At 36.6% G+C, this 24043-nt stretch carries 17 protein-coding genes; 10 read left to right on the top strand and 7 right to left on the bottom strand.

Features of this window, described 5'->3' with window-relative positions; genetic code table 11:
- Positions 1 to 52: 52 nt before the first annotated feature.
- A complete protein-coding gene (locus ACKU4N_RS06915) occupies positions 53 to 535 on the top strand; it encodes a hypothetical protein (RefSeq protein WP_321321887.1) in 483 nt (160 codons plus the stop codon).
- Between the two features lie 149 nt (positions 536 to 684).
- Here ACKU4N_RS06915 and ACKU4N_RS06910 read toward each other — a convergent pair whose 3' ends face one another.
- Both ACKU4N_RS06910 and ACKU4N_RS06905 read right to left on the bottom strand, forming a co-directional pair.
- The gene (locus tag ACKU4N_RS06910; RefSeq protein WP_321321885.1) at positions 685 to 1488 is read right to left on the bottom strand and encodes a M48 family metallopeptidase; all 804 of its coding nucleotides are present in this window, start codon (positions 1486 to 1488) and stop codon (positions 685 to 687) included.
- 190 nt (positions 1489 to 1678) lie between these two features.
- Entirely contained in the window at positions 1679 to 3799 is a 2121-nt protein-coding gene (locus ACKU4N_RS06905) for a thioredoxin domain-containing protein (protein WP_321321883.1), read from the bottom strand.
- A gap of 984 nt (positions 3800 to 4783) precedes the next feature.
- On the opposite strand from ACKU4N_RS06905, the gene ACKU4N_RS06900 reads away from it, so the two are divergent.
- A complete protein-coding gene (locus tag ACKU4N_RS06900) occupies positions 4784 to 6898 on the top strand; it encodes an AAA family ATPase (RefSeq protein WP_321321881.1) in 2115 nt (704 codons plus the stop codon).
- Positions 6899 to 7360: 462 nt separating this feature from the next.
- Complete coding sequence (locus tag ACKU4N_RS06895; protein WP_321321879.1) at positions 7361 to 7627, top strand: transporter suffix domain-containing protein; 267 nt, start codon at positions 7361 to 7363, stop codon at positions 7625 to 7627.
- 39 nt (positions 7628 to 7666) lie between these two features.
- Here the strand turns inward: ACKU4N_RS06895 and hutG are convergent, their stop codons facing one another.
- From hutG to hutH, 3 genes are all read right to left on the bottom strand, one after another.
- Positions 7667 to 8686, bottom strand: a complete 1020-nt coding sequence (hutG, locus tag ACKU4N_RS06890) for a formimidoylglutamase (protein WP_321321877.1) — start codon at positions 8684 to 8686, stop codon at positions 7667 to 7669.
- A gap of 74 nt (positions 8687 to 8760) precedes the next feature.
- Entirely contained in the window at positions 8761 to 10758 is a 1998-nt protein-coding gene (locus ACKU4N_RS06885; protein WP_321321875.1) for a urocanate hydratase, read from the bottom strand.
- Positions 10759 to 10771: 13 nt separating this feature from the next.
- Positions 10772 to 12262, bottom strand: a complete 1491-nt coding sequence (hutH, locus tag ACKU4N_RS06880; RefSeq protein WP_321321874.1) for a histidine ammonia-lyase — start codon at positions 12260 to 12262, stop codon at positions 10772 to 10774.
- 84 nt (positions 12263 to 12346) lie between these two features.
- On the opposite strand from hutH, the gene ACKU4N_RS06875 reads away from it, so the two are divergent.
- Entirely contained in the window at positions 12347 to 13246 is a 900-nt protein-coding gene (locus ACKU4N_RS06875) for a LysR substrate-binding domain-containing protein (RefSeq protein ID WP_156195603.1), read from the top strand.
- A gap of 275 nt (positions 13247 to 13521) precedes the next feature.
- A complete protein-coding gene (locus ACKU4N_RS06870) occupies positions 13522 to 13971 on the top strand; it encodes a KTSC domain-containing protein (RefSeq protein ID WP_124991825.1) in 450 nt (149 codons plus the stop codon).
- Between the two features lie 73 nt (positions 13972 to 14044).
- Here the strand turns inward: ACKU4N_RS06870 and ACKU4N_RS06865 are convergent, their stop codons facing one another.
- Positions 14045 to 14638 (bottom strand): 2OG-Fe(II) oxygenase, encoded by a 594-nt coding sequence (locus ACKU4N_RS06865; protein ID WP_321321869.1) that lies wholly within the window; start codon positions 14636 to 14638, stop codon positions 14045 to 14047.
- A gap of 200 nt (positions 14639 to 14838) precedes the next feature.
- On the opposite strand from ACKU4N_RS06865, the gene ACKU4N_RS06860 reads away from it, so the two are divergent.
- From ACKU4N_RS06860 to ACKU4N_RS06840, 5 genes are all read left to right on the top strand, one after another.
- Positions 14839 to 15462, top strand: coding sequence for a hypothetical protein (locus ACKU4N_RS06860; protein WP_321321868.1), 624 nt, complete (start codon positions 14839 to 14841; stop codon positions 15460 to 15462).
- 7 nt (positions 15463 to 15469) lie between these two features.
- Entirely contained in the window at positions 15470 to 16297 is an 828-nt protein-coding gene (locus ACKU4N_RS06855; protein ID WP_321321866.1) for a hypothetical protein, read from the top strand.
- A 1-nt stretch (position 16298) separates the two neighbouring features.
- Complete coding sequence (locus ACKU4N_RS06850; protein ID WP_321321864.1) at positions 16299 to 16664, top strand: cupin domain-containing protein; 366 nt, start codon at positions 16299 to 16301, stop codon at positions 16662 to 16664.
- A 117-nt stretch (positions 16665 to 16781) separates the two neighbouring features.
- Positions 16782 to 18602 (top strand): outer membrane protein assembly factor BamA, encoded by a 1821-nt coding sequence (bamA, locus tag ACKU4N_RS06845; RefSeq protein WP_321321862.1) that lies wholly within the window; start codon positions 16782 to 16784, stop codon positions 18600 to 18602.
- Positions 18603 to 18625: 23 nt separating this feature from the next.
- Positions 18626 to 23212: a translocation/assembly module TamB domain-containing protein gene (locus ACKU4N_RS06840; RefSeq protein WP_321321860.1), complete on the top strand. Its 4587-nt coding sequence runs from the start codon at positions 18626 to 18628 to the stop codon at positions 23210 to 23212.
- 11 nt (positions 23213 to 23223) lie between these two features.
- Here ACKU4N_RS06840 and ACKU4N_RS06835 read toward each other — a convergent pair whose 3' ends face one another.
- Positions 23224 to 23844, bottom strand: a complete 621-nt coding sequence (locus ACKU4N_RS06835) for a CPBP family intramembrane glutamic endopeptidase (protein ID WP_321321858.1) — start codon at positions 23842 to 23844, stop codon at positions 23224 to 23226.
- Positions 23845 to 24043: the final 199 nt, after the last annotated feature.

The raw sequence follows: 24043 nt of genomic DNA, 5'->3' as shown, positions 1-24043 counted from the left end.
AAGGAAAAAGACTAAAGGAGTGAAAGAGAGAGGGGAAATTAAATGCAAACCGATGAAAAATTACACATCCAACAATTATTACCTTAGTGATTATCTTTCAGCCATACTGATACCTATAATTCTTATTGGTGCATTATCTTATTTTCTTAGAGATAGCATTATATTTCCGGTAATTGGTACAGCACTACTAATTCCTCTATTATTAGTTGCCTGCCTGATATTTAAGAGGCTAATGAAAATTGAATTCCAAGACAAATTCATTACCGTTACTTATAAATTCTCTCGAAAAATAATTCAAATAAAATACTCCGAGATACATGAATTAACACACATTTCGGCTTATCGAGGAACCAGCCGTACTATTTTTAAATATCAACAAAACAGATTCAAAAAAATAACCACGACTTCTGTTCTTTCGGATAAAGATTTTCAAGAATTTATTATTTGGTTAAAATCCAAAAATGAGAATATCGAATTTAAATTTCTCCCATCAGATTCATTGGTGAAAGAAAAATATTTAAATCACACAAAATAAAAAAACTCTCCCATCCCTCTGCTTAAAAGAAGAGAACACAACTTCGAAAACCTCCGCAATATTCTCAGAAATTGAATAAAAAAATGGCATCCTCACCTGTTGTGAGAACGCCATAAATTTTTAAACAGTTTCTTATATGCTGCGGATTATTATTTCTTGTAATACTTCATTGCTTCAGGCAAGTAAGCTTGCAAATCTTTTACACGGGTTGCATCGGCAGGATGAGTGGATAAAAATTCCGGTGGTTTTTGACCTCCGCTCTCTCCCATTCGTTTCCAAAAATCGATTGCTTCAGCAGGATTGTATCCGGCCATAGCCATAAAAATCAGACCCATTTTATCGGCTTCACTTTCGTGAGAACGCGAGAAGGGAAGCATGACCCCAACATTGGCACCAACACCAAAGGCAGTCATCCAAATTTGTTGTGTTTCGGCAGGCTTTTCATTTAAAGCCATTGACAATCCGGTACCCAAAGCCTGAATACCCATTTGCTGACTCATTCGCTCGTTACCATGACGTGCAATGGCATGTGCAATTTCATGTCCCATAACAACAGCCATACCGGTTTCGGTTTGTGTGTAAGGTAAAATTCCTGTGTAGAACACCACTTTTCCGCCAGGCATACACCAAGCATTTGGAGTTTCATCTTCAACCAGGTTGAACTCCCAAACAAAATTTGCAATGCGGTCGCTCATGCCGTTATCGTTCATAAATTTTTCCACTGCGGCAGAAATTCGGGCACCGCAGGCTTTTACCATAGCCGATTGCTCTTTGTTATCGGAAAGTTTACTTTCCTTTAAAAAGGCATCGTATTGAGTTAAACTGGTAGCAATCATTTCTGTTTCGGGAAACAGATTCATTTGTTTTCTTCCGGTAATGGGCACAGTTGCACATGCAATTGCAAACAACAAAAAGCCCGAAAGCAAAATGGTACGCCTGTTTTTCTTCATCATTTTCTTATTTTGATTTTAATAATTGGTTCTTTAAAAATTTATTTCCAATAAACTCAACGCTTACAGGTCTTCGACGCTGTCAGGTTTAAATTAATTCGCTCAACACTTCATATCCATTATTCTATTCTCAGGGCCTTGCCCTGATCTGAAATAGTAAAGCCCTTCAGGCTTACAAAACAATCACTGTTTACTAATAACTGTTCTCGGCCTCCAGTTGCTTTAGCAGATCACCGACCTTCGTAACAGGCCGTTTGCAGGTATGATTTTTACAAAGATAGAAAGTTGTTTGCCCATTTACATATCTATTTTGCAGCAAAGGCAAACTGCTTTCGGTTTTGCTCCCAGAAATCAAGACATTGGGTAAAAATAATTCTTCAATTTTCCGTTTCTGAACTATCGCATCTTCTCCGGCAACAACAATTTCGATGAGTGGATTTGCCAACCAAAAATACAACTGTCCCCAATTGGAATGATAGGAGATTGCCTTTTCGAGACGTGGTTTTACATTGGCAAGCATCTGTGCAGAACGCTCAACATATCGGCTGTTTCCCAAATAACTTCCTACTAAAAACAAACTTTTTGCAATGGATGAATTGGATGAGGGAATTACATTATCGAGCAATTCCATTTTACGGGCAATTAAATCCGGATCCTCGTCGGATGTGTAAAAAAACATGCCCGACTGCTCATCGGAAAAATGAAGGATAACATGCCCGAGCAAATCGTTGGCCTTCAGCAGCCATTTCTCGTTAAAAGTTGCCTGATAAAGTGCAGTAAAAGCCTCGATAGTGAAACTGTAATCGTCTAAAAATCCGTTTATTTTCGAATTCCCATCTTTATAATTACGATGCAAATGCGCTTTTCCTTTCCAAAGGTATTTTTGAATGAACTCAGCATTTTTAATGGCTCTGTTCAAATATTTTTCGTCACCTAAAGCCTTGTAAGCATCTACATATCCTTTCAGCATTAGTGCATTCCAGCTGGTTAATGATTTATCGTCCAAACCAGGGCGGATCCTGCCCTTTCTTCTCTCCAAAAGAGCTCTTCTCCCCTTCTCCAAAACTTCGTCCAGTTTCTTTACGGATATTTCATACTTATCGGCCAATGCCTTTTTATCAGTCTGAATCATCAGTATGTTTCCTTCCTCCCAATTGGCCCGGTCGGTAATGCCGTAATACTCACAAAACAGTTCGGATTGACCACCCAAAAGCTGATCGACCTCAGACTTTTCCCACACATAAAATTTCCCTTCCACCCCTTCGCTGTCGGCATCGAGCGAGGAATAAAAGCCACCTTCGGGCAAACTTAATTCCCTATCGGTAAACTCCAAAGTTTGCTGAATTACCTGTTTGTATTCAGGAATTTTAGTGAGCTGATAGGCTTCGGCATACAAACTAACCAACTGCCCGTTGTCGTAAAGCATTTTTTCGAAGTGCGGCACTTTCCAAATGGCATCGACCGAATATCGGGCAAAACCTCCGCCCACCTGATCGTAAATACCGCCCATGGCCATTTTATCGAGCGTAAGCGTTACATGATTAAGCGCCGGCTGATTTTTTGTAAAATAATAGTAGCGCAGTAAAAACTGAAGGGAATTGGGCAATGGGAATTTTGGCGCCCAATTGTTTCCCCCTTCACGGGTATCGAATTCGGATTCCCACTGGCGAAAGGCTTTTTCTAAATCTGCGGCAGCGAACCGGGATACCTCTTCTTTTACTGCAATTATTTCGTTTTCACGGATTCCCCCGGCCAACTGATCGGCCACCTTCTTTACTTTATCCTGTTCGTTGATCCATGCATTTTGAATTCCTTTCAGCACATTCATCCAATTATCAGCAGGAAAGTAAGTGCCTCCAAAAAACGGTTTTCCCCCGGGCATGGCAAAACAGTTCAAAGGCCAGCCACCACTGCCGGTCATCATTTGCACGGCATCCATGTAGATCTGATCGATATCGGGCCGCTCCTCGCGATCGACTTTTATGCAGACAAAAAATTCGTTCATCAGCCTGGCAACCTCCTCGTTCTCGAAGCTCTCGCGCTCCATTACATGACACCAATGACAGGCGGCATAACCAATGCTCACCAATATTGGTTTGTTCTCGTTTTTGGCTTTAGCTAAAGCCTCTGCGCCCCACGGGTACCAATTCACAGGATTGTGTGCATGCTGCAGTAAATAAGGACTATTCTCCTTTATTAAATGATTTGTATGTGTGTGATTCATTGTTTGATCGTGATTTTGAGAACGAGCCAGACTTACTTTTACAAGCACAAGCGATAAAAGCAGCACTACCCGTATCAATTTAATCCTCATCGTTTCCCTTGTTTTTAAAGCAAACTAAAGATAGAAATTATTTTTAATGATTTTAAATAAGAATGCAACAAACGGGTTGCTGCAAACGAATAAAATCGTATCAATTTATAAACCCACAGCACCTGTTCCGGATTGTATAGGAACAGGCTTTTTTTAGATCTGATTGTTCGCACTGCAATTTTGCAGACAAATTTCTCTCAATCAATATCAATAGTGATAAAACCTGACAAATTGATTTTTTACCCCGTGCTAATAGTAGCAAAGCATGAAAAAATGATTTTTTGCTTCATGCTAATTGTAGTAAAGCATGAAAAATTAGTTTTTTGCTCCATGCTAATTGTAGCAAAGCCCGAAAAATTGGTTTTTTGCACCGTACTAATAGTAGCAAAGCATAAAAAATTGATTTTTTGCCCAATGTACAAAGTACAATGCACGAAAACTTGAATTTTGACTCAATGTACTGAATACAAAGCCTGAAAACTTGAGTTTTGACTCAATGCACTGAGTACAAAACTTGAAAACTTGAGTTTTGACACAATGTACTGAGTGCAAAGCTTAAAAACTTGAGTTTTTGCCCGATGTACTCAGTACAAAACAAAAAATGATTCTTTGAAAACTCAATAAATACAAAAACAAATCAGTCTTTGAAATATTTTAATTTCAGCGGGCTAAAGCCAAACTGCAACAGATGAAAAAACAACTCTCCTATTTGTCTCCCGTTCCGTTCAGAAAGCCTTTTTTATGCAATAATTCTTAAGGCCTGCAAGTTGGCAAGTTTGACAGCTTGAATCATCAGTTCGATTTACTACTTTAGTAAAGCTTTTACCGGTGGCATTTTATGTTGTCATCATAATATGTGTACATTACCGCCCGATATGGGTCGGTAAATAAACTTTTTTTTAAAAATATAAACGGAGTAAAGCCCATTGCTTTATTTAGGAGTTAGCCTGCATTAGATAAAACATTACCAAAGGAAATAATATTATGCACATAGAGAGTATAAAAATTAAAAAATTCAGACACATTGAGAATGCTGAGATTGGTTCATTCAATTTTAATAATCGTACCTCAGATTTAATTGTTTTAGCAGGACCGAATGGTAGTGGGAAAAGTTCAGTTTTAGAGCTTATAGGATATGCACTTTCAAACTCTTATAGTTTGAGTTGGCAATTAAGTAGAACTTTTAACGGTTTTTCTTTTGAAGTTGGAATTGGATTAAGCCATGAAGAAAGAGGAATTGTGATAAGTGCTTTGAAAAATGAATTAGAGCCACATGAGAAAAAACTACAAGAATCTTTTAACCAAATTGACCAAAAAACTGACATTGAAGAGCCTGTAAGGAATTCACAAAAGCAACAACTTAAAGAACAATTACAAAGAAAATACAAACACCATTACGACATAATTGAATATTTAAATAGCAATAATGTCTACTATCGTGCATTTGATTACAACGAAGGAGAATATGGGAAGAATGCAACTCTTCATAATCAAGTCCATAGTTATGCAACAAGAGAATTAAAGGATTTACTTAAACGTTCTCTCGGATTCTTCTTACGTTCTGATAGAAATTATCCTCAAAAAAGTTTTAATAGAAATCAGATATTTACATTCGATAATGTTAAGAGAAAGGAGCATTTATGGACAATGGCTTTTAATACCAGTGAAATTCAATATCAAGATATGTATGAGTTTCTTGTTCAGCAACGTTATCATTACCTAAGGGAACTTGGAAATTATCATAATCAGAAAAACAAAGGTATTAACATAGGAAACGAACCTACAGACCCAATAAAACCATATGAACAACTATTAGTTAGGTTGTTCCCATCGTACAAATTCGCAGATAAGAATGAATCTATCCCATCAAATCTATTCATTGAACTTCCCTCCAATGATGTTATTACTTTCAATGATTTATCATCGGGTGAAAAAGAGGTGTTTTTTATTCTATCATTTTTTATTCGCCATAATGTTGAGAATGCAATAATTGTAATCGATGAACCAGAACTTCATCTTCACCCTGAATTATCACGACTTCTCATTCGTAATATGAAGTCAATAAGACAAGGAAATCAGATTTGGTTAGCTTCTCATAATTCTGAAATTATTGATGAAGCTGGCAGAGACAAAGCAATATATGTTTCAAGAGACCTTACAACAAGAAAAGCAAAATTCATAACTGGAGATAATGAAGAGGAATCCATACTTCAATTAAAGAATATCTTTGGTTTTTCAGGTTATGTTGGCGTTGCCAAAAATTTTGTCTTTTTAGAAGGGGACAACTCAAGTCCTGATAGAAAGTTTTACAGTAATTTATTTCCAGAAAACAACTCAAACTTTAAATTGGTTCCATCAAATAGCAGTGATAATCTAAATAGAATTAACGGAGCTATTCTTTCAATTATGGAATCAAATTTAGGATTCATGAATTTTCATTTAATCCGTGATAGAGATTATTTGACTGAACAAATGATTAATAAATATAGGAGTCATACTTCAGGTAAGGTGTTTGTTCTTGCAAAACATGAGATTGAAAACTATTTAATTGATTTTCATATAATATCATTGGTTCTAAAAGATATTTTCAATATAGATAAAACAGAGGAAGAGCTAAAAACCTTATTTCATTCTACAGCACTAAAATTATCATCTGATGTGATTAGGGATATGGTGTCTTTTAGGTTAAATTTGGAACTTAAACCTCAAGATTTCTCAATTGGTAAAGTTTTAGCGAATCAAGCATATTTTACAAATGGAGATGGAAATTATTCGCCCAAATCGGCATCAAAAGAAATTTTTGAAAGAAAATTCGTTGAAATATCAACATCTATTAATCAAACTTTGAGCAGTTCTTTATCACAATCACATATTGAAACTATGATTCAGAGTTGTGAAACGGAAGTAAAAAATGCGTTAGAATCTGATTTGTGGTTAGACTTATTCCCAGGTAAAGAATTGTTAGAAAATGTTGGTAAGAGCTTGGGCATTACCAATACAATTAGTTTACAGAACTCAATTATTAAGGAATTTGCTTCAAATAAAGAAAGAATTGATAATGAGCTGATAACTATATTTGATAGAATAAACGCAGGCTAGTCGAGTAAGCTAGGGGAATTTGACTTCGTCGATTTTCAATTCACCCCTAACTTCTCACAGAACCGTATCCCGAAAAAAATCGGGACAGGCAATAAATCTCTCAATTGGCTTCGCCGAACTTCGTTTCATACGGCTCTTATTATGCAGTCAATTCAATTTTAGGTTAACTGATAGCCTAATGTCCAATGATAAAATAGATTGGGATAACAATTACAGATACGCCTTAACCATCTCACAGCTAGTGCGCGATTTTATCGCGTTCCTTTATACTGGGAAAGAAGACAATTATTATCATGTGGTAAGTAATAATAAAGAATAAGTTTTTCATTTTATGCATCCTTACAACCGCTGTATTTAAAATTGAATTGAGAAGTTTAATGAGTTTTTAGACAGACTGCCGTTAATCCCAATGTACCGGGAAAAGCATAACACTATTATAAATCACCAGCAAGCATAAACGATATGAAAAAAAAGAACTGGATAATCAGAGTCGGAATATTTTTGATTATTTTCTGTATTCCATTTTTTCTATTGATAGCTATAATTCCCTTCCTTGGAATGGAAGCTACAACCAAAATTACAATCTCAACCATATCTCTGATTATTGGCGAAGTGCTGTTTTGGCTTGGAGGAATAATGGTGGGAAAAGAGCTTTTCAGCAAATACAAAACCTACCTGAACCCTAAAAACTGGTTTAAAAAAGCAGATCAAAACAAGGAATCAGAATGATATTTTGATGACAGCCGTAAAAACTCTATCCCCTCCATTTTAGGTAGGAGCTTCATAATTCAACACCACAAAATCGACAATTTTGGCTGCCAGGCTCGCCGTATGCATGTCCCTGTCGAGCGATGGATTTAACTCTGCAATATCAAAAGCAATGACCTTCTTTGTTGCGAATAAAAAGTGCAGCAGTTTAAACACAAAATAGGGCGTAAATCCCAATGGAGAGGGCGCACTTACGCCAGGTGCATAGGCCGACGAAAAGCCATCCATATCGATGGTGATGTACAGATAATCGTTATTGGCAATTATGGGCGCCAGCTTGTTTTTAAGGCTTTCCATTTCCATTGCCGATGATTCACAATCGTAATTAATCGAATAGTTGATGTGCTCTCTTTTGGCAATATCGAACAATTCTTTGGTGTTGGATTGCTGCTGAATGCCAATGGCATAATAATCTACCAGACCGCCCTTTTCGTGGCACTCCGAAACAATCTGATTGAAAGGAGTTCCGGAATTTCCTCTCCCCTCTACCGGGCGAAGATCAAAATGCGCATCGAAATTAATAATTCCCACTTTTCGTTTTTGAGTCTCCTTAACGGCATCGCGTATTCCCATAAAATGTGCGTAAGACATATCGTGTCCGCCACCAATGCCAATCGGAAATATTTGCTGTTTAATTAAGTCGGAGATTGCATGGGAAAATAGTGTCTGACAAGCTTCCATATCATCATCGCTGCAGACAATATTGCCGGCATCAATCACACGTTTGGACTCGAAGTGGATCGGCAGTTTTGCCAATCGGTCGCGAATCGCCTTAGGTCCTTCGTGCGCTCCCATTCTTCCCCGGTTCCGGCGCACTCCCTCATCGCACACATAACCCAAAATGGCAATATCGATCTTTGAATCATCAGACTGCTGATTCAATTCATCCCAGTTTACAAATTCAATTTGCTGGTGCCAATACTGTTTTCCCATGTCTGGATTTGACTTGCGTCCCTCCCAGTATCCTTTTTCAGCAGGCCTGTATTCAGCATTTATCGATTCATTATCTCTTCTCTCCACAACTACAAATTCGTATATATGAAATTGGTTCAGGAAATACCTGAACCAATTCTATTTTGATCTAAAAACGATTTTTAAAAAAGATCAGTCAGCAGGTTGTCATCTACCAGATTGGGAACGGTTACCTTTAAATCAGGTGTGCGTTCCATTTCCCGTTTAATGGCAAACATCGCTTCCTTGTTTCTTGCCCAGCTGCGTCGGGCAATGCCGTTGTTTACATCGTAAAACAACATGTTTTTCAGGCGTGCATCAGCTTCCCGGGTTCCGTCAAGCAACATTCCGAATCCACCATTGGTAACCTCTCCCCAGCCTACGCCGCCGCCATTGTGAATCGACACCCAGGTTGCACCTCTAAAGCTGTCACCAATCACATTCTGAATGGCCATATCAGCAGTAAACTTACTGCCGTCGTAAATATTGGAAGTTTCGCGGTAAGGAGAATCTGTTCCACTCACATCGTGATGATCGCGGCCCAAAACCACCGGACCTATTTTACCGGCTGCAATTGCATTGTTGAATGCTTCAGCAATTTTTGAGCGTCCTTCGGCATCGGCATATAAAATACGCGCCTGCGAACCAACTACCATTTTGTTCTTCTTGGCATCCTTAATCCAGGTAATGTTATCCTGCATCTGCAATTGAATTTCTTCCGGAGAACTTTCCATGATTTCCTGCAGCACATTCATGGCTATTTCATCGGTCTGATCCAAATCTTCAGCTCGTCCCGAAGCACAAACCCAACGGAAAGGTCCAAAACCATAATCGAAGCACATTGGGCCTAAAATATCCTGAACGTATGATTTGTATTTAAAATCAATTCCATTTTCAGCCATGATATCTGCTCCGGCGCGGGAAGCTTCCAACAAAAAGGCATTCCCGTAATCGAAGAAATAAGTTCCCTTTGCTGTGTGATTATTTACAGATGCTGCATGACGGCGTAATGTTGCCTGTACCTTTTCCTTGAACAGCTCCGGTTCTTCACGAATCAATCTGTTCGATTCTTCATAGGAAGTATCAACAGGATAATATCCACCTGTCCATGGAATGTGCAATGATGTTTGATCGGAACCAATATGAATGAAGATATTCTCCGCATCGAAACGCTCCCAAACATCAACTACATTACCAATAAATGCAATGGAAACCACCTCGTTGGTCTCCTGTGCTTTTCTTACACGGGCAACCAATTCATCCATTGAATCAATCAAAACATCAACCCAACCCTGCTCGTGACGTTTTTTGGCTGCTTTGGGATTCACTTCGGCCGCTACGGTAATACAACCGGCAATATTTCCGGCCTTTGGCTGCGCACCACTCATTCCACCCAATCCGGCAGTTAAAAAAATCTTTCCTGAAGGAGTTTCTCCCTTTTTCAGGATTTTACGGAAGGCATTCATGACCGTAATGGTGGTACCATGAACAATACCCTGCGGACCAATATACATAAACGATCCTGCTGTCATCTGCCCGTATTGAGATACACCCAGCGCATTAAATTTCTCCCAATCATCTGGTTTGGAATAATTAGGGACAACCATGCCATTGGTAACCACCACTCTTGGGGCTCCTTTCGAAGAAGGAAACAAACCCATCGGGTGACCAGAATACAAATTCAAAGTCTGCTCGTCGGTCATGGTCGCCAAATACTGCATGGTAAGCAGGTACTGCGCCCAATTCTGAAAAACAGCTCCGTTACCGCCGTAAGTAATCAACTCCTCGGGATGCTGAGCTACTGCAGGATTCAAATTGTTCTGCATCATCAGCATAATACCCGCAGCCTGTATTGATTTAGCAGGATATTCCTGAATCGGGCGGGCATACATTTTGTATTCCGGCTTAAACCGATACATGTAAATACGTCCAAAATCGAGTAATTCCTGAGCAAATTCAACAGCTAACTCTTTGTGCCATTCTTTAGGAAAATAACGCAGAGCATTACGAATCGCCAACTGCTTTTCCTCTACCGATAAAATATCTTTCCTTTTGGGAGCTCTGTTCGCATCCTTCGGATATGCTTTTTTTGCAGGTAATTCGGCTGGAATCCCCTGCAATATTTGTTCTTGAAATGTCATACTTTCGATTTTACTATTTCACAATAAAAGCTCTGGTCTTCACAAAATCAATCATTGCGTAGATATCATCTTTCAACACACGGTCATCTTCCAGTTTATCCACTTTACTTCTGATAATTTTGAAATTTTCTGTCATGATATCTGAAAAATGATTTGGACTTCTGAATTCCAATGCCTGAGCAGCATACATCAATTCAATGGCAAAAATTTTCTCGATATTACCCAATATCTGATTGAATTTTCGTCCCGAAATACTTCCCATCGAAACGTGATCCTCTTGTCCTAATGAAGTTGGAACACTATCTGCTGACGGAGGAAAACAAAGTGATTTATTCTCAGTAACCAGTGCGGCGGTAGTATATTGAGGAATCATAAATCCTGAATTTAATCCACCACTTGCAGTCAGCAAACGAGGCAATCCAAATTTACCTTCCAGCAGCAGGTAACATCTTCTGTCGGCAATATTACCAAGCTCCGATGCCGCTATCGAACAGTAATCCAAAGCCATCGCCAAAGGTTGTCCGTGGAAGTTACCGCCTGAAATAGCTTCGGTATCGCTTAATACAATTGGATTATCTGTCACCGAATTCATTTCGATTTCAGCCAGCTCATTCAAATGATACCATGCATTTCTGGATGCACCATGAACCTGTGGAATACAACGTAACGAATATGGATCCTGAACACGTTCACAATCAATATGGCCCGCTAAATTTTCTGAGTTTTCCAACAGCATACGCATGCGTTCCGCCACTTTAATATTTCCTTTAAACGGACGAATAGCATGTAATTCCGGTTTGAAAGGAGCAGCACTCCCCTGAAAACCTTCCAGACTCATTGCTCCTGCAACATCAGCCAAATCAAGAAGATATTCCATTTTATACAAACCACGTATGGTGTGAGCCAAAATAAACTGAGTTCCGTTAATCAAACCCAAACCTTCTTTTGCTTCCAAACGAATAGCCTTCAGTCCATGCTTTGCCAATACTTCTTTGGCAGGAACAATATCTTTGCCGATCCAAAATTCTCCTTCTCCTAAAAGAGGTAAAAATAAATGCGACAAAGGAGCTAGATCGCCCGAAGCACCAACAGAACCTTGTTCCGGAACAACTGGAACCAAATCATTTTCAATAAAAAATAAAATACGTTCAATCACTTCCAACCGAACACCCGAAAAACCCTGCGCCAATGCTTGTACCTTACAAATCATCATGATTTTAGATAGCTCTTTACCAATAGGATTTCCAACACCTACAGCATGAGTTATCAGCAAGTTTTCCTGCAATTTACTGGTTTCTTCCGGCGAAATCTGAGTATCACACAAAGGGCCAAAACCGGTATTGATTCCATAATAAGCTTTATTGGACTTCGCCATTGTTTCTACCTTGGCTCTGCAGGCATTCACTTTACTGACAGCTTCTGCAGTTAATCCCGCTTTTAGCTCTCCCCGAGCAATTTGTATCGTCTTATCAACACTTAGTCGATCAATTCCGTATTTAAACATAGTTCAAGTAGATTTATTTTTTATTACAAAGTTATTCGTAATTTTGATACCCAACAAGACTATTATTGTCATCATTTAATAACCATGAGTAATCAAATAGAGTTCAGACATTACAAATATTTCCTTGCTTTAGCAGAAGATCTGCATTTTAGAAAAGCGGCAGAAAGCCTGTTTATATCGCAGCCAGGATTAAGCCGGCAGATTAAACAAATGGAAGAAATTCTTGGAATCAGCTTGTTCGAACGCCACAACCGAAAAGTAAAACTTACTATTGCTGGCCTTTACCTGCAAAAAGAATTGACCAATAATTTTAAACGTTTGGATGAAATTATAAACCATGCTAAATTGTTGCATGACGGCTTGAATGGCAATTTGAATCTCGGCTATGTTGGTTCTGCCATGCAGGATGTGATCCCTGAACTATTATTAAAATTTAAGCAAACCCATCCAAATGTTCTTTTCAGTTTAAAAGAAATGGACAACAACAAACAAATCCAGGCACTGCTTAATCATGAAATTGATGTTGGTTTTGTGAGAATGGAACGAGTGCCCAGAGGATTAAGCATTCAATCCGTTTTCGAAGATACATTTTCCTTAGTTCTTCCTAAAGATCACCCAATTAACGAATCGAACTTCACGAATTTGTCTCAATTTAAAAATGATTCGTTCATCTTTTTTGATGCTTCGTACAGTGAATCGTATTTTGAAAAAGTAATGCAAATTTTCGATGAAAGTGGTTTTGCACCATTGATTTCGCACAACACGGTTAATGCCAGTTCGATATACCGGCTGGTAGAAAATAAATTTGGTGTTTCAATTGTACCAACTTCTCTGAAATTAGGCTACGACATGGGAATTAAATTTATCGAATTGAATAAAATACCTCAGAGAACAACCTTGCGGGCTGTCTGGAACAACAAAAATACCAATCCAATATTAAATGACTTTCGTACTATGATTGATGACAAAATGATGAATAAGTAAGTTTATCAAGACTAAAAGCACCTATTTCTTTGGTAAAAATATCGCGTCAAAATTTGTCTTTACAAAATTATACTGACCTTATAACCGGGGTGAATTGTCTTCTATTAAAATTTCACAAACCAAGGAATTAATAGAATAGATAAAAAAAGCGAAGCTACTTCTCAATCAGAACATTAAAATATGTACTTTTGCGACTGTTTTGCGAAAAAGCAAGAAGAAGTGTCCTTAAAAAAACACTTTACATATATCAATTAAGAATTTTAGAAAGAGCCTGTATGAAGCGAGTTAATGCGTACAAAAAATTATTTAATGTTGATCAGGATACTGATCTTAAGAAATTAAAATCAACTTATCGAAATTTGGTTAAAGAGTGGCATCCTGATAAATTTCAATCTGATGATGAAAAATTTGCTGAAGCAGAAATCAAAAGCCGCGAGATTATTGATGCTTATCACTTTTTAGTGAGTATTGCTCCGGAGACAATTGAAGCAAACCTGGAAGAATATACTTCAACAACTACCGAATCGGGCATTGCTGATTACAAACACAAAGGCTTGTTGCTTGAAATCTCTTTCACCGATGGAACTACTTATGAATATTTTGGCGTTCCAAAAAACGTATTCAATAAATTCATCAATTCAGATAAGCAGTATCGCTTTGCCAAAAGAAGCATTTTCAACTCTTACCTGTACCGAAAGTCAAAAAAGGACGCTGCAGCAGCCTAAAGAATATATGATCAATAAAAACCCCAAGCTCAAAAAGCCTGGGGTTTTTATTTTTCAATCCTCCCAAAACCAATCAATTGGTTTTTAACCATCCGGTAATGCTTAAACGTGGCTGATTACTGAGCAAAACTTCATGCTCGAGTTCACTGCTCTTAAAAAAAACACATTTGCCGTTAAGCGGAGAAATACACTGATTGTGATCCGAATGGTAAATACACAATTCACCGCCATCACCCGGCTTCCAATCCGGATTTAAATACATGATCATAGTGAAAGCTCTTCCCTTATTATTCACAAACTGATCGAGATGCTTTTTATAGAAAGTTCCTTTTTCGTAAAGAGCATAATGAAATTCATATCCGGTAATGCCTGTATAGCAAGTCTGATTTAAATAGGCTACAAAACGATCCATCAAATCAAAAAAACAGTCTTCGTGTTCATCATGATGTTTTCGATCGAGCCAATGTATTTTATCGCTGCGAATTAATTGATTGTGAACTAAATCAGTATTATTTCCAATCCCGGCAGGAAGCATCTGTTTTTGCGACAACAATCCTAATAAATTGCTTTTAAGCTGAGAGGCCAGAGTTTCACTCAGGAAATTATCTGCCAGGCCAACATTATTTTCTAAATAAGTCCTGACCAAATCATCAAATGTTGTATTCAATTGAATCAATTAATGTGTATGCGGAACGAATCCGCTGAACTACAAGGTAGACTATTAAACTGAGACCATAAGCTGGTTCTTCAACATTTAAGGAAAGGCAATATTCTTGTCCAAAATAAATTTACTTAACGGTTTACAAATCAAATATTATTGATAAATTTAAAAACAAATAGATTTTAGTTATTAAAAAAATTGTATTTATGAGCTTTGGCGGATCAGTTCAAGCAATGATAATCTCCATAAGGAATAATGCGAGACCTAAAAAAAACATCTTCCGATCGAGAAAAAAAGATCATGTAAACCTGCACTCTGAAGAAAGTAGTTTGGAGTACAAAACTGTATCTGAAACCGAATTAAAGCAAATCAAGAAGAAGATAAGGGCAAATGCCCTTAAAGAAAATCGAAAACTAAAAGTTTGGGTGCTTATAATAAGCATCCCAATTCTAATTGGAATCTATTTCATAGTTCAAAATCGAATTGACAATTTTCATGAAGAAAAAAGAATCGAAGCAATTGAAAAACAAAAAGCAATTGATGAAATTGAACTTACAAAGGAAAATAAAATACTTTATCTCCTAAAGGATGGAACTAAGTGGTTAAACGCTGGACATTATAAAAATGCCAAAACTCAATATTACAAAGCCTATAAAATAGAATCTGAAGATTATCGAATTAATTATGCAAATGCCAAAGCTTACGTTTTAGATTGTATCGAAAACAATGTCAGATGCATAACTGCCGAAGGAATGGTAAAAGGATTAAAAGAAAAGTATGGTGATAAAGCTGAAATATTGGATTTGGAACAGCTTCTTGAACAAAAATAGAATTACTATGAACAAAACTCATTATATTATCATTATCCTCTCCCTCTTCCTCTTTTTGGGGTGTACTCTTGAAAACAAGAAAAAACCTGACTACTCAAGCCTGAATTTGGAAGAACTTTTTAATCTCTTTCTTACAACTCAAGATAGCTTAGAGGAAAATACCATAATTCCATTTCTGGATGATTCAATTGCTAAATATCCTTATTCTTTCTTTTACCCTAATGAAGAAATTGACTCCCTTAAAAACAAACTAATTTTTAAATTTGGTCATGTAATTTACGTAGGTTGGGACAGCAAAGTTAAGAACAGAAATATATTCCAATTTCAAATTGATCGAAAAAATACGATAACTATTAAACACGAAAAAATAGATAAACTCGATTCAATCAAATCAGACATGACCAAATTCCTTATAAATAAGAACAATAGCGATTGTTTACCTGAAAAAAGGATAAGGAAAATTGATTTATTAGATACCGTAGAAGTTTGCAAGGCCGCATTTATTATAAATGCATTAACGATTCCAGATTCTACAGGAAATAAAACTGATTGGCGTATAATTAAAGAAGTTGCACAGCTAGTATCTAGTACTATTTATTCTTTGAGGAATAACAGTGCATTTCATTTCTGGAAGAAAACTTATTTAGAATTAAATATAAAACAGCAAAAAGCACTAAGTGAACTACATTTAATGTGGATTTGGATTTATCCAAACCGTTTCTTCGAGATTAAACCGCCGCCACCGCCGCCACCAATTGTCAATAAAGAGATTTTGGATATAATCGAAGACAAAGAAAATGAAGAAGAAGCATTAATGCGAATACTACTTAAATAAGATGAAAACAAACCTACTCGAAAACTTCAAAAAAATCAACGAATATTTCTCGCCTAAAGTAATTGGAGAGATAAACGATTCTTACGTTAAAATTGCCAAAATAAAAGGCGACGAACTACCGTGGCACGATCATAAAAATGAAGATGAACTGTTCTATATCATTGAAGGCAGCCTTTTAATGGAAGTTGAAGGCTCTGAACCGTTTACTATGAATGCTGGAGATATGTACATCGTTAAGAAAGGCACTCAACATCGGGTATCCGCAAAGGAAGAATGCAAAATCATGCTGATAGAAAATAAAACTACGGCTCATACTGGAGATGTTGAATCTGCAATAACTAAAAATATCCAAGATCAACTCAAATAAGGTACTATCTTATTTAGAATCATCCCGGCAATTTAATTTGTCGCTGCAATGTCTTTCGACCTAAAATTGCTTCTAAATTCTATATCTTTATTCATAAAAATAAGCTGAGTGATAAATATGGTGCATATTAGAAGAATTTTTCTGCAGATTTTAATTTTAACAGCGCTTCTGCTGAATGCATCAGCACAGGACAATGCAATAGTTAACAAAATAAGGTTTACAGGAATCGATACGCTGCAAAAGGAAATTCTTCTTACGCAGATGAATACCAAAGCCAGACCTTTTACCGGGAAGTTAACTTTTTGGAAAAAAACCACCCGATTTTCCAGTTTCACATTTGATGAAGACTTACTTCAACTGAAAAAATACTATCAGAAGAATGGTTTTTTAGATGTATCAATTACATCGGATCTTCTGCCAGACAAAAGAAACAAAAAACTTGACATCCTCATTCACATCCAGAAAGGAACTCCTATTTCAATTGGTGAAATCAACTATTCCTTAACCGGGACCGAAGCAAACATGCCAATTTTAGAGTCTGTAAAAATGATTCTTCCCCTAAAAACCGGAAACCTGTTTCAAGATGAAAAAATCATAGCCTCCGAAAATTTAATCCGAGAAAAATACAATCACGAAGGGTTTCCTTTTGTGAAAGTGAAAAAAAGCATCCATTTAAATGAAAAACTACATGCTGCAAATATTAATTTCAATGTAAACCCTGGAAATAAAAGTTATTTTGGTGAGATTAATCTGGAAGGAAATTCTGTAATCAACAAAGCATATATCCTGAAACATGTTGAACTTAGTAAAGGGGAAGTCTTTTCTCAGGTTAAAATTGAAAAGACTCAGGAAGAATTGTTCAACATGAATCTATTCCGGTACGTAACCATTCGTGCAATGTTGGATAGTGTAAATCATGATTCAGTGCCAATTTCCATTCACATAAAGGAGCTTCCCCGCTGGTCCGTTAAAATTGGTGTAGGATATGGAACCGAAGATAAAATCAGGACATCCATTCTATTCAAACGATTAAATTTTTTAGGTGGAGGACGAACTCTGTCGATTAAAGGACAGCACTCCTACTTCACTCCGCTTAGTATCGAGAGTAAATTTATACAACCCGATGTATGGAGCAAAAATCTTGATTTCATTTTAAATCCGTTCTTCTCGCGCGAAAAAGAAGAGAGCTACGAAGTAGACAGGCTGGGAACTTCGGTTGCTTTTCAAAAGGAATTGACAAAAAAATCCACAGCTTATATTTCCTACTCCTTTGGTAAGGATAAGGTGGATATCTCGAAAAGTAAAGGCACTTTATCAATTGAGGATGCCGGCAAACTGAATCACAATAAATCAGGCGTAACATTGGGCTACAACCTAAACACTACCAATGATATTTTTGCTCCTGAAAAAGGATGGAAATATGAAGGAACAGTAACCTATATGGGAATTGGGTTCAATTCTCAATTTCATTACTATAAAATTATGACAGAAGTTGACTATTTCCAATCACTGTGGAAGAATGTTGTTTTTGCCGGAAAAATAAAAACTGGAATTATTGAACCAACCCAAGGCGATTCTCAAAGTCCTATCGAAGATCGTTTTTTAATAGGAGGAGCACTATCCTTGCGTGGCTGGGGCCGTAATCAGATCTCACCCAGAAACGAAGCCGGAAGTAAACTGGGTGGAAACAGCATGATGGAAGCCAGTGCTGAAATAAGATTTCCATTGTACGGTATCTTTTCAGGCACAGCCTTTACGGATTTTGGAAATTCATGGTTAAACTCATGGGAATTCAAACTAAACCAGCTAAACTACGATGCAGGCTTAGGCTTGCGTGTGAAAACACCTGTTGGTCCTATTCGTTTGGATTTTGCAAGCCCATTATTCGAGGGGAAATTCAGAACCCAATTCTTTATTACTATTGGACATGCATTTTAATGTGAAATTAAATTATTGAAGGAATGAAACGATTTTTAAAAACAGCAGGTATTGCAAGTGCAGGAGTAATTATTCTCCTGGCGATTCTGCTTTTTCTCCTTTCAACCGGACTTTTCAATAATTGGATTTCGGAAACTGTGTGCCGGATAGCCAGTCAGCAACTAAATGCAGAGCTTACGATAGAAAAAATTGAAGGCAACCCTCTCTCCCATCTTCTTGTGAAGAAAATTGATTTGGAACAAAACAACAGTAAGCTGATTACTCTCGATGAACTGGAAATAAAATACACCCTTTGGAAGATTGTTGGAAAAAAACTGGAAATTACATCTCTGAAATTAAATGGAACCTCGGTTTTCTTACAACAAGACAAGGATAATTTATGGAACCTCGAAAAACTGATTCCTGGGGCAGAAAATTCAGAAACTAAAGCTTCTTCTAATCCCTTTTCATGGGAAATAGAATTGGCAGATGTATCTACGAAGAATTTTGAGGCCAAAATCGTGGCGAATGACAGTACACAATTAATTCCGCAGAATGTGAAATTTGATGCTTCTCTCAGTTTCAAATTCGCAGCTGATTTTATGAATATTGATCTGCACAAACTTGAAGTAAGCACACAAAAACCATCTCTGCAGATTCAAGACTTACATTTTGAAGCAAGTTTAATTGATTCGGTATTTAGCTGGACTAATTTTGAACTTCAACTTCCTAAATCAAAGCTTAACTCAAAAGGTTCGGTTCCTTTCAATCAATTGCTTGGTTCCGAAGTTTCATTTCATGCAAACCCATTCGATTTTGAAGATGTAAACGAATGGATCCCTTCAATTCATGGCAAACCCAACATAAATCTTGAAATACTCAAAAAAGAAAATACCAGACAAATAGACTTCTCCATTAAACAACAGAATCAGATTTTTAAAATACTGGGAGAAATTAAAGATATTAACAGCTTGCCAAGTTTTCATTTCACAATGGAAATTGATAGTTTAAACGGTGAATACTGGACTCATAATGATGATCTTAAATCAAATATAAAAGGTGAATTTGAGATCAATGGAAATGGATTGAATTTCGAGGAAAACTCAATTCATGCCAAGGCTAAATTCACCGATTTAAAATATAAGAATTACGAATTGGATGATTTTATTCTGCTTATTGACAAAGACAAAAAAGAACTCGATGCAAATATAAAAGCAAGTACTCTTTTCGGAAAGTTAGATTCCAAAATTCACATCGAAAACATCTCTGAATTTGCAACTTACAATTCCGAACTGAAAATTCGCAATTTGGATTTGAGCAAACTAAGCAGGAATAAGAATTTAAAATCAGACATTAACATCGACTTACAGGCAGTTGGCAAGGGCTTTATCCTTGGTGAACTGCAAACAAATATTCATTTAAAATCAACCAAATCAGTACTTTTCAATCAGCCAATCACAAATTTAAATGCCAACATTGTTATCAACAAAAAAGAATATCTAATTAATGATATCCATTTTGAAACGCCCTACCTAAAGGCTATTCTTTCGGGAAAGGGAAATAGTACCGAAAACAATCTTATTCATTTAGAGCTAAAATCAAATAACCTAAACGCACCGCTTATCGCCCTAGGCTTTAAACCCGTCGATTTTAACGGGGAAATTACAAGTGACTTATCCGGACCTTTTAATGCTTTGGATTTTAGAAGCGATATCAATATCGCACATGCCGGAATCGACTCACTCATTTTGCAAAATTTCAAAGCTAAGCTTCATTCGCGCTTTTCGGGGGATGAACTATTGGCAAATATGGATTCGGTCGAAAAAAAAGACACAAATACAGATGCCTTTTTAAAAAACATCTATCTAAGTGCAAAAGCAAGTGCAGATTATATTGCATTTGAAAAGTACTATATGGCGAATACCAACTTAACTTTTGAAAAAAAACAAGAAAACAGTAGTGGTAATATTACTTCCTCCACAGTTTTAGGAAATCTGAAAACCAAATACTCTATCGAAAACCTGTTCTCGGTTCCCGCATATAAAATAGAAAGCAACTTGAAAAACATTGATCTTTCCAAGATCACAAAAAACAAAAAGCTCCGTTCCGATTTGAACTTTGAAATAGTTGCAGCAGGGAAAGGGATTCAACCCAAATCAATGAATGCTCATCTGGAAATTCAATCGAACGGATCATCTATATTTGATTTGCCTCTTGAAAAATTTAAAGCAGAAATAAACTATAAGAAGGGAAAATATCAGGTAAACGGATTTCATATAGAAACGCCCTTTGCTTTCGCCGATTTAACGGGCAAAGGAAACTGGGAAAAGAACAATCTGCTCGAATTAAACATCAAAACTACTGACATTCAGCAGCTCATCTCTGCCTTAGGAACCGACAAATTACAACTTGTTGGACAACTAAAAGCTGAAATTAAAGGTCCGGCCGATTCTCTGCAAATATCCTCTTCGGTAAATGTAACTGAATTGAAACTCGATACCATCAGCATCAACAAAATAACAGCTGATGCTGAAATCCATTTTGCAGATTCAACATATTCCGGATTCATGAACCTTTTGGTAAGTGACTCTAAAATACAGAATTTTAGTCTTCAGGAACTTCATTTTAAAAGTAAGTTCAATCAGCAGAAAGCAGTTAATTCGTTCGCCTTTTTTGCCAGCGATTCTTTACATGGTAAAATTCTGTCCGAACTTAAAATCAATAACAACCCAAGCATTTCCTTTCAGGATATCGTACTAAATTTAAACAACCAGATTTGGAAGGGAGGCAACGATTCCAACTACATTAAATTTAGGCAGGATTCTATTGAAATACACCAATTTGAACTTAGCTCACAACAAAGTGCATTAAAGGCAAATGGAATATTTGCTTTTAAAGGGATCGAGAATCTGCATATTGAAATTCAGAATCTTAACCTGATCAACATTTCAGAACTACATTTTTTGCCCTATCAGATATCAGTAAAAGTGAATGCTTTTCTCGACATTACCGGAACGGCAAACAAACCAATTATTAAATCTATTCTCACTATTGATAATCCGGAAATTGACAGCCTTCGATTTAGAAAATTCCAATCTGACATCAACTATTCAAACGAAAATCTTCGTTTTGAGACATATCTTGATGGTTGTTCGTCACGACTTATCAACGCAGAATTTGAACTTCCTCTGCACTTTTCATTTACTGAAAAGTTTGTGCTTCCCAAGGAAGACAATCCCATCCATGCCATTGTAAAAATCGATCAACTCGATATCAATAAATTCAATCGTTTTATTCCAACAACAGGAATTGAAGCTAAAGGTTTGCTAAGCATACAACTCAATGTTGATAACACCATTAACAATCCTCACATTAGTGGTTATCTAAATTTTGGCAAGGGTGCTTTTCAATATAAAAAACTGGGAATGAATTACAGTGGTATCGAAATGCGCAGTCGCCTGGCAAACAACTATTTTTATCTCGACAGCCTTCTCATAAATTCCGGAAAAGGAAAATTGCAGCTGAAAGGATCGGCTGAAATGAAATCACTGGTTGATACTGAATTAAAAAGCATTAATCTGGATGTAAAAGGAGAAAACTTCAAAGCCTTCGACTCCGAACTAATAAAGGCTGTTATCAATACAAATCTTAGCCTGAGCGGTTCCCCTGAAAACCCTACCTTCAAAGGAAAAGTCACAATTCTAAACTCAAACCTAAATACCGATATATTCCTAAAAGAATTCAATCGTGTTTATGATGATTCCAACCAACCACTCTTGGTTACTGCACGGAAAAATGCAGAAAATGAAGAAATAAAGTACACTATAAAAAAGAATTCAGCACAAAAAGATTTCCCTTCAATTTATAAAAACCTGAAGGGGAATTTCGACATCGAGATTCCCAGAAACACCTGGATAAAAGGCAAAAACATGAATTTTGAACTGGCCGGAAATCTACAAGCGATCAAAGAAGATGAACAGATAGACATTTTCGGAACTATGAACGTAAAAAGAGGATTTTATAAAATTTACGGACGAAGACTTGAATTTGAAGAAGGTGAAGTCACTTTAACAGGTGGAGCAACTCTAAATCCGATTGTCAATTTCAAAGTTGCCTACAAATTCCGCGATCCGGATAATCAATTGCGAAAACTTAGCGTAAATGTAACTGGACGAATTTATGAACCCGAAGTTAAATTTTTTCTTGACGATACCTCCATCGAAGAAAAAGACGCCATTTCTTATCTGATATTCAACAAAAGCACGAACCAACTTGATACGAGAGAAAATACATCAATGAAAAGCAGTAATATGGACATCGCCAAGGATTTTGCAATCGGCCAATTTTCTAATGTACTTAAAGATGCCCTGCAATCATCGCTGGGTTTGGATGTAATTGAAATTACGGGAAAAAGTGGCTGGACACAAGGCAGTGTATCGGTTGGTAAATACATAACAAACAATTTGTTTCTGAATTACGAACGAACATTTGCCATCGATAAAAAGGATAAAATTATTGAGCCGGAAAAAATCTCAATGGAATATCAATTTTATCGTTCTCTTTTTTTACAGGCGACCAATCAGAGTGCCAATTCTGGTTTTGATTTCATTATTAAATGGACCTGGAAATAAGTACAGATGAATTACATTGGCAAGTAAAAGTATATCCCCAAGCCATTTGTAAATAGAATATTTCCATACAAAGAATGCTCCAAAAAAACTGCATTTAACGATTTGTTGCGAAGGTAGGTAAAAGAAAAAATCAGACTGCCTACAAAGGTAAAAATCAATGCCATCCAATTTCTAAAAATAATATGAGCCATGGAAAAACAAATCGCATTTATCAATAACAAAACTAATGGATTTCTAAAAAGCAATTTATAACGATGAAAAAAGAATGCCCTATAAATGAATTCCTGTGTGTATGCTGACCAAATTGGATAAGTAAGAATTACCGCAAGCCAAATCCAAAAATTATTACGCGGCAGATGAAAAAAAACATCAGCCCTGAAAATATAAACCCAAATGGATGTAATAAACAATAAAACAAATCCTTTCAATAAAATTTCCTGCCACGGATACTCCCGCTTAATTCGAAAAACACCACGATCAAAATTTTTATCCCTAAAAACAACAAAAAAACAATAAACAAATACAAGAACCAGTGGCACGGCTTTATGAACCGGAATCATCTCGTAAAAATACAAAACCGGAAGTACCAGAAACATAAAAATCATTTCTATCCACAGGTATAATTTCTTCATCCCACAATCCAATAAAATTTGAAAATAACAGAAACCAATTAAAATAAGGAGGACTCCTTATTAAGACTCGTTCTACTTAATTTACAATTTTTGGATGGATTTTGTTTCAAAAACAGCAGTAAAGTTTAGGAATACAGTTTTTTTGTTGACAAAAGGATTTATCCAATAAAGAAAGCTAAAAAAACAAGGGTGAATAGCT

It is taken from the genome of Labilibaculum sp., from assembly GCF_963664555.1.
Lineage (GTDB): Bacteria > Bacteroidota > Bacteroidia > Bacteroidales > Marinifilaceae > Labilibaculum.
Note: the sequence above shows the minus strand (reverse complement) of the source record. Positions and strands in the feature narration are given on the sequence as shown.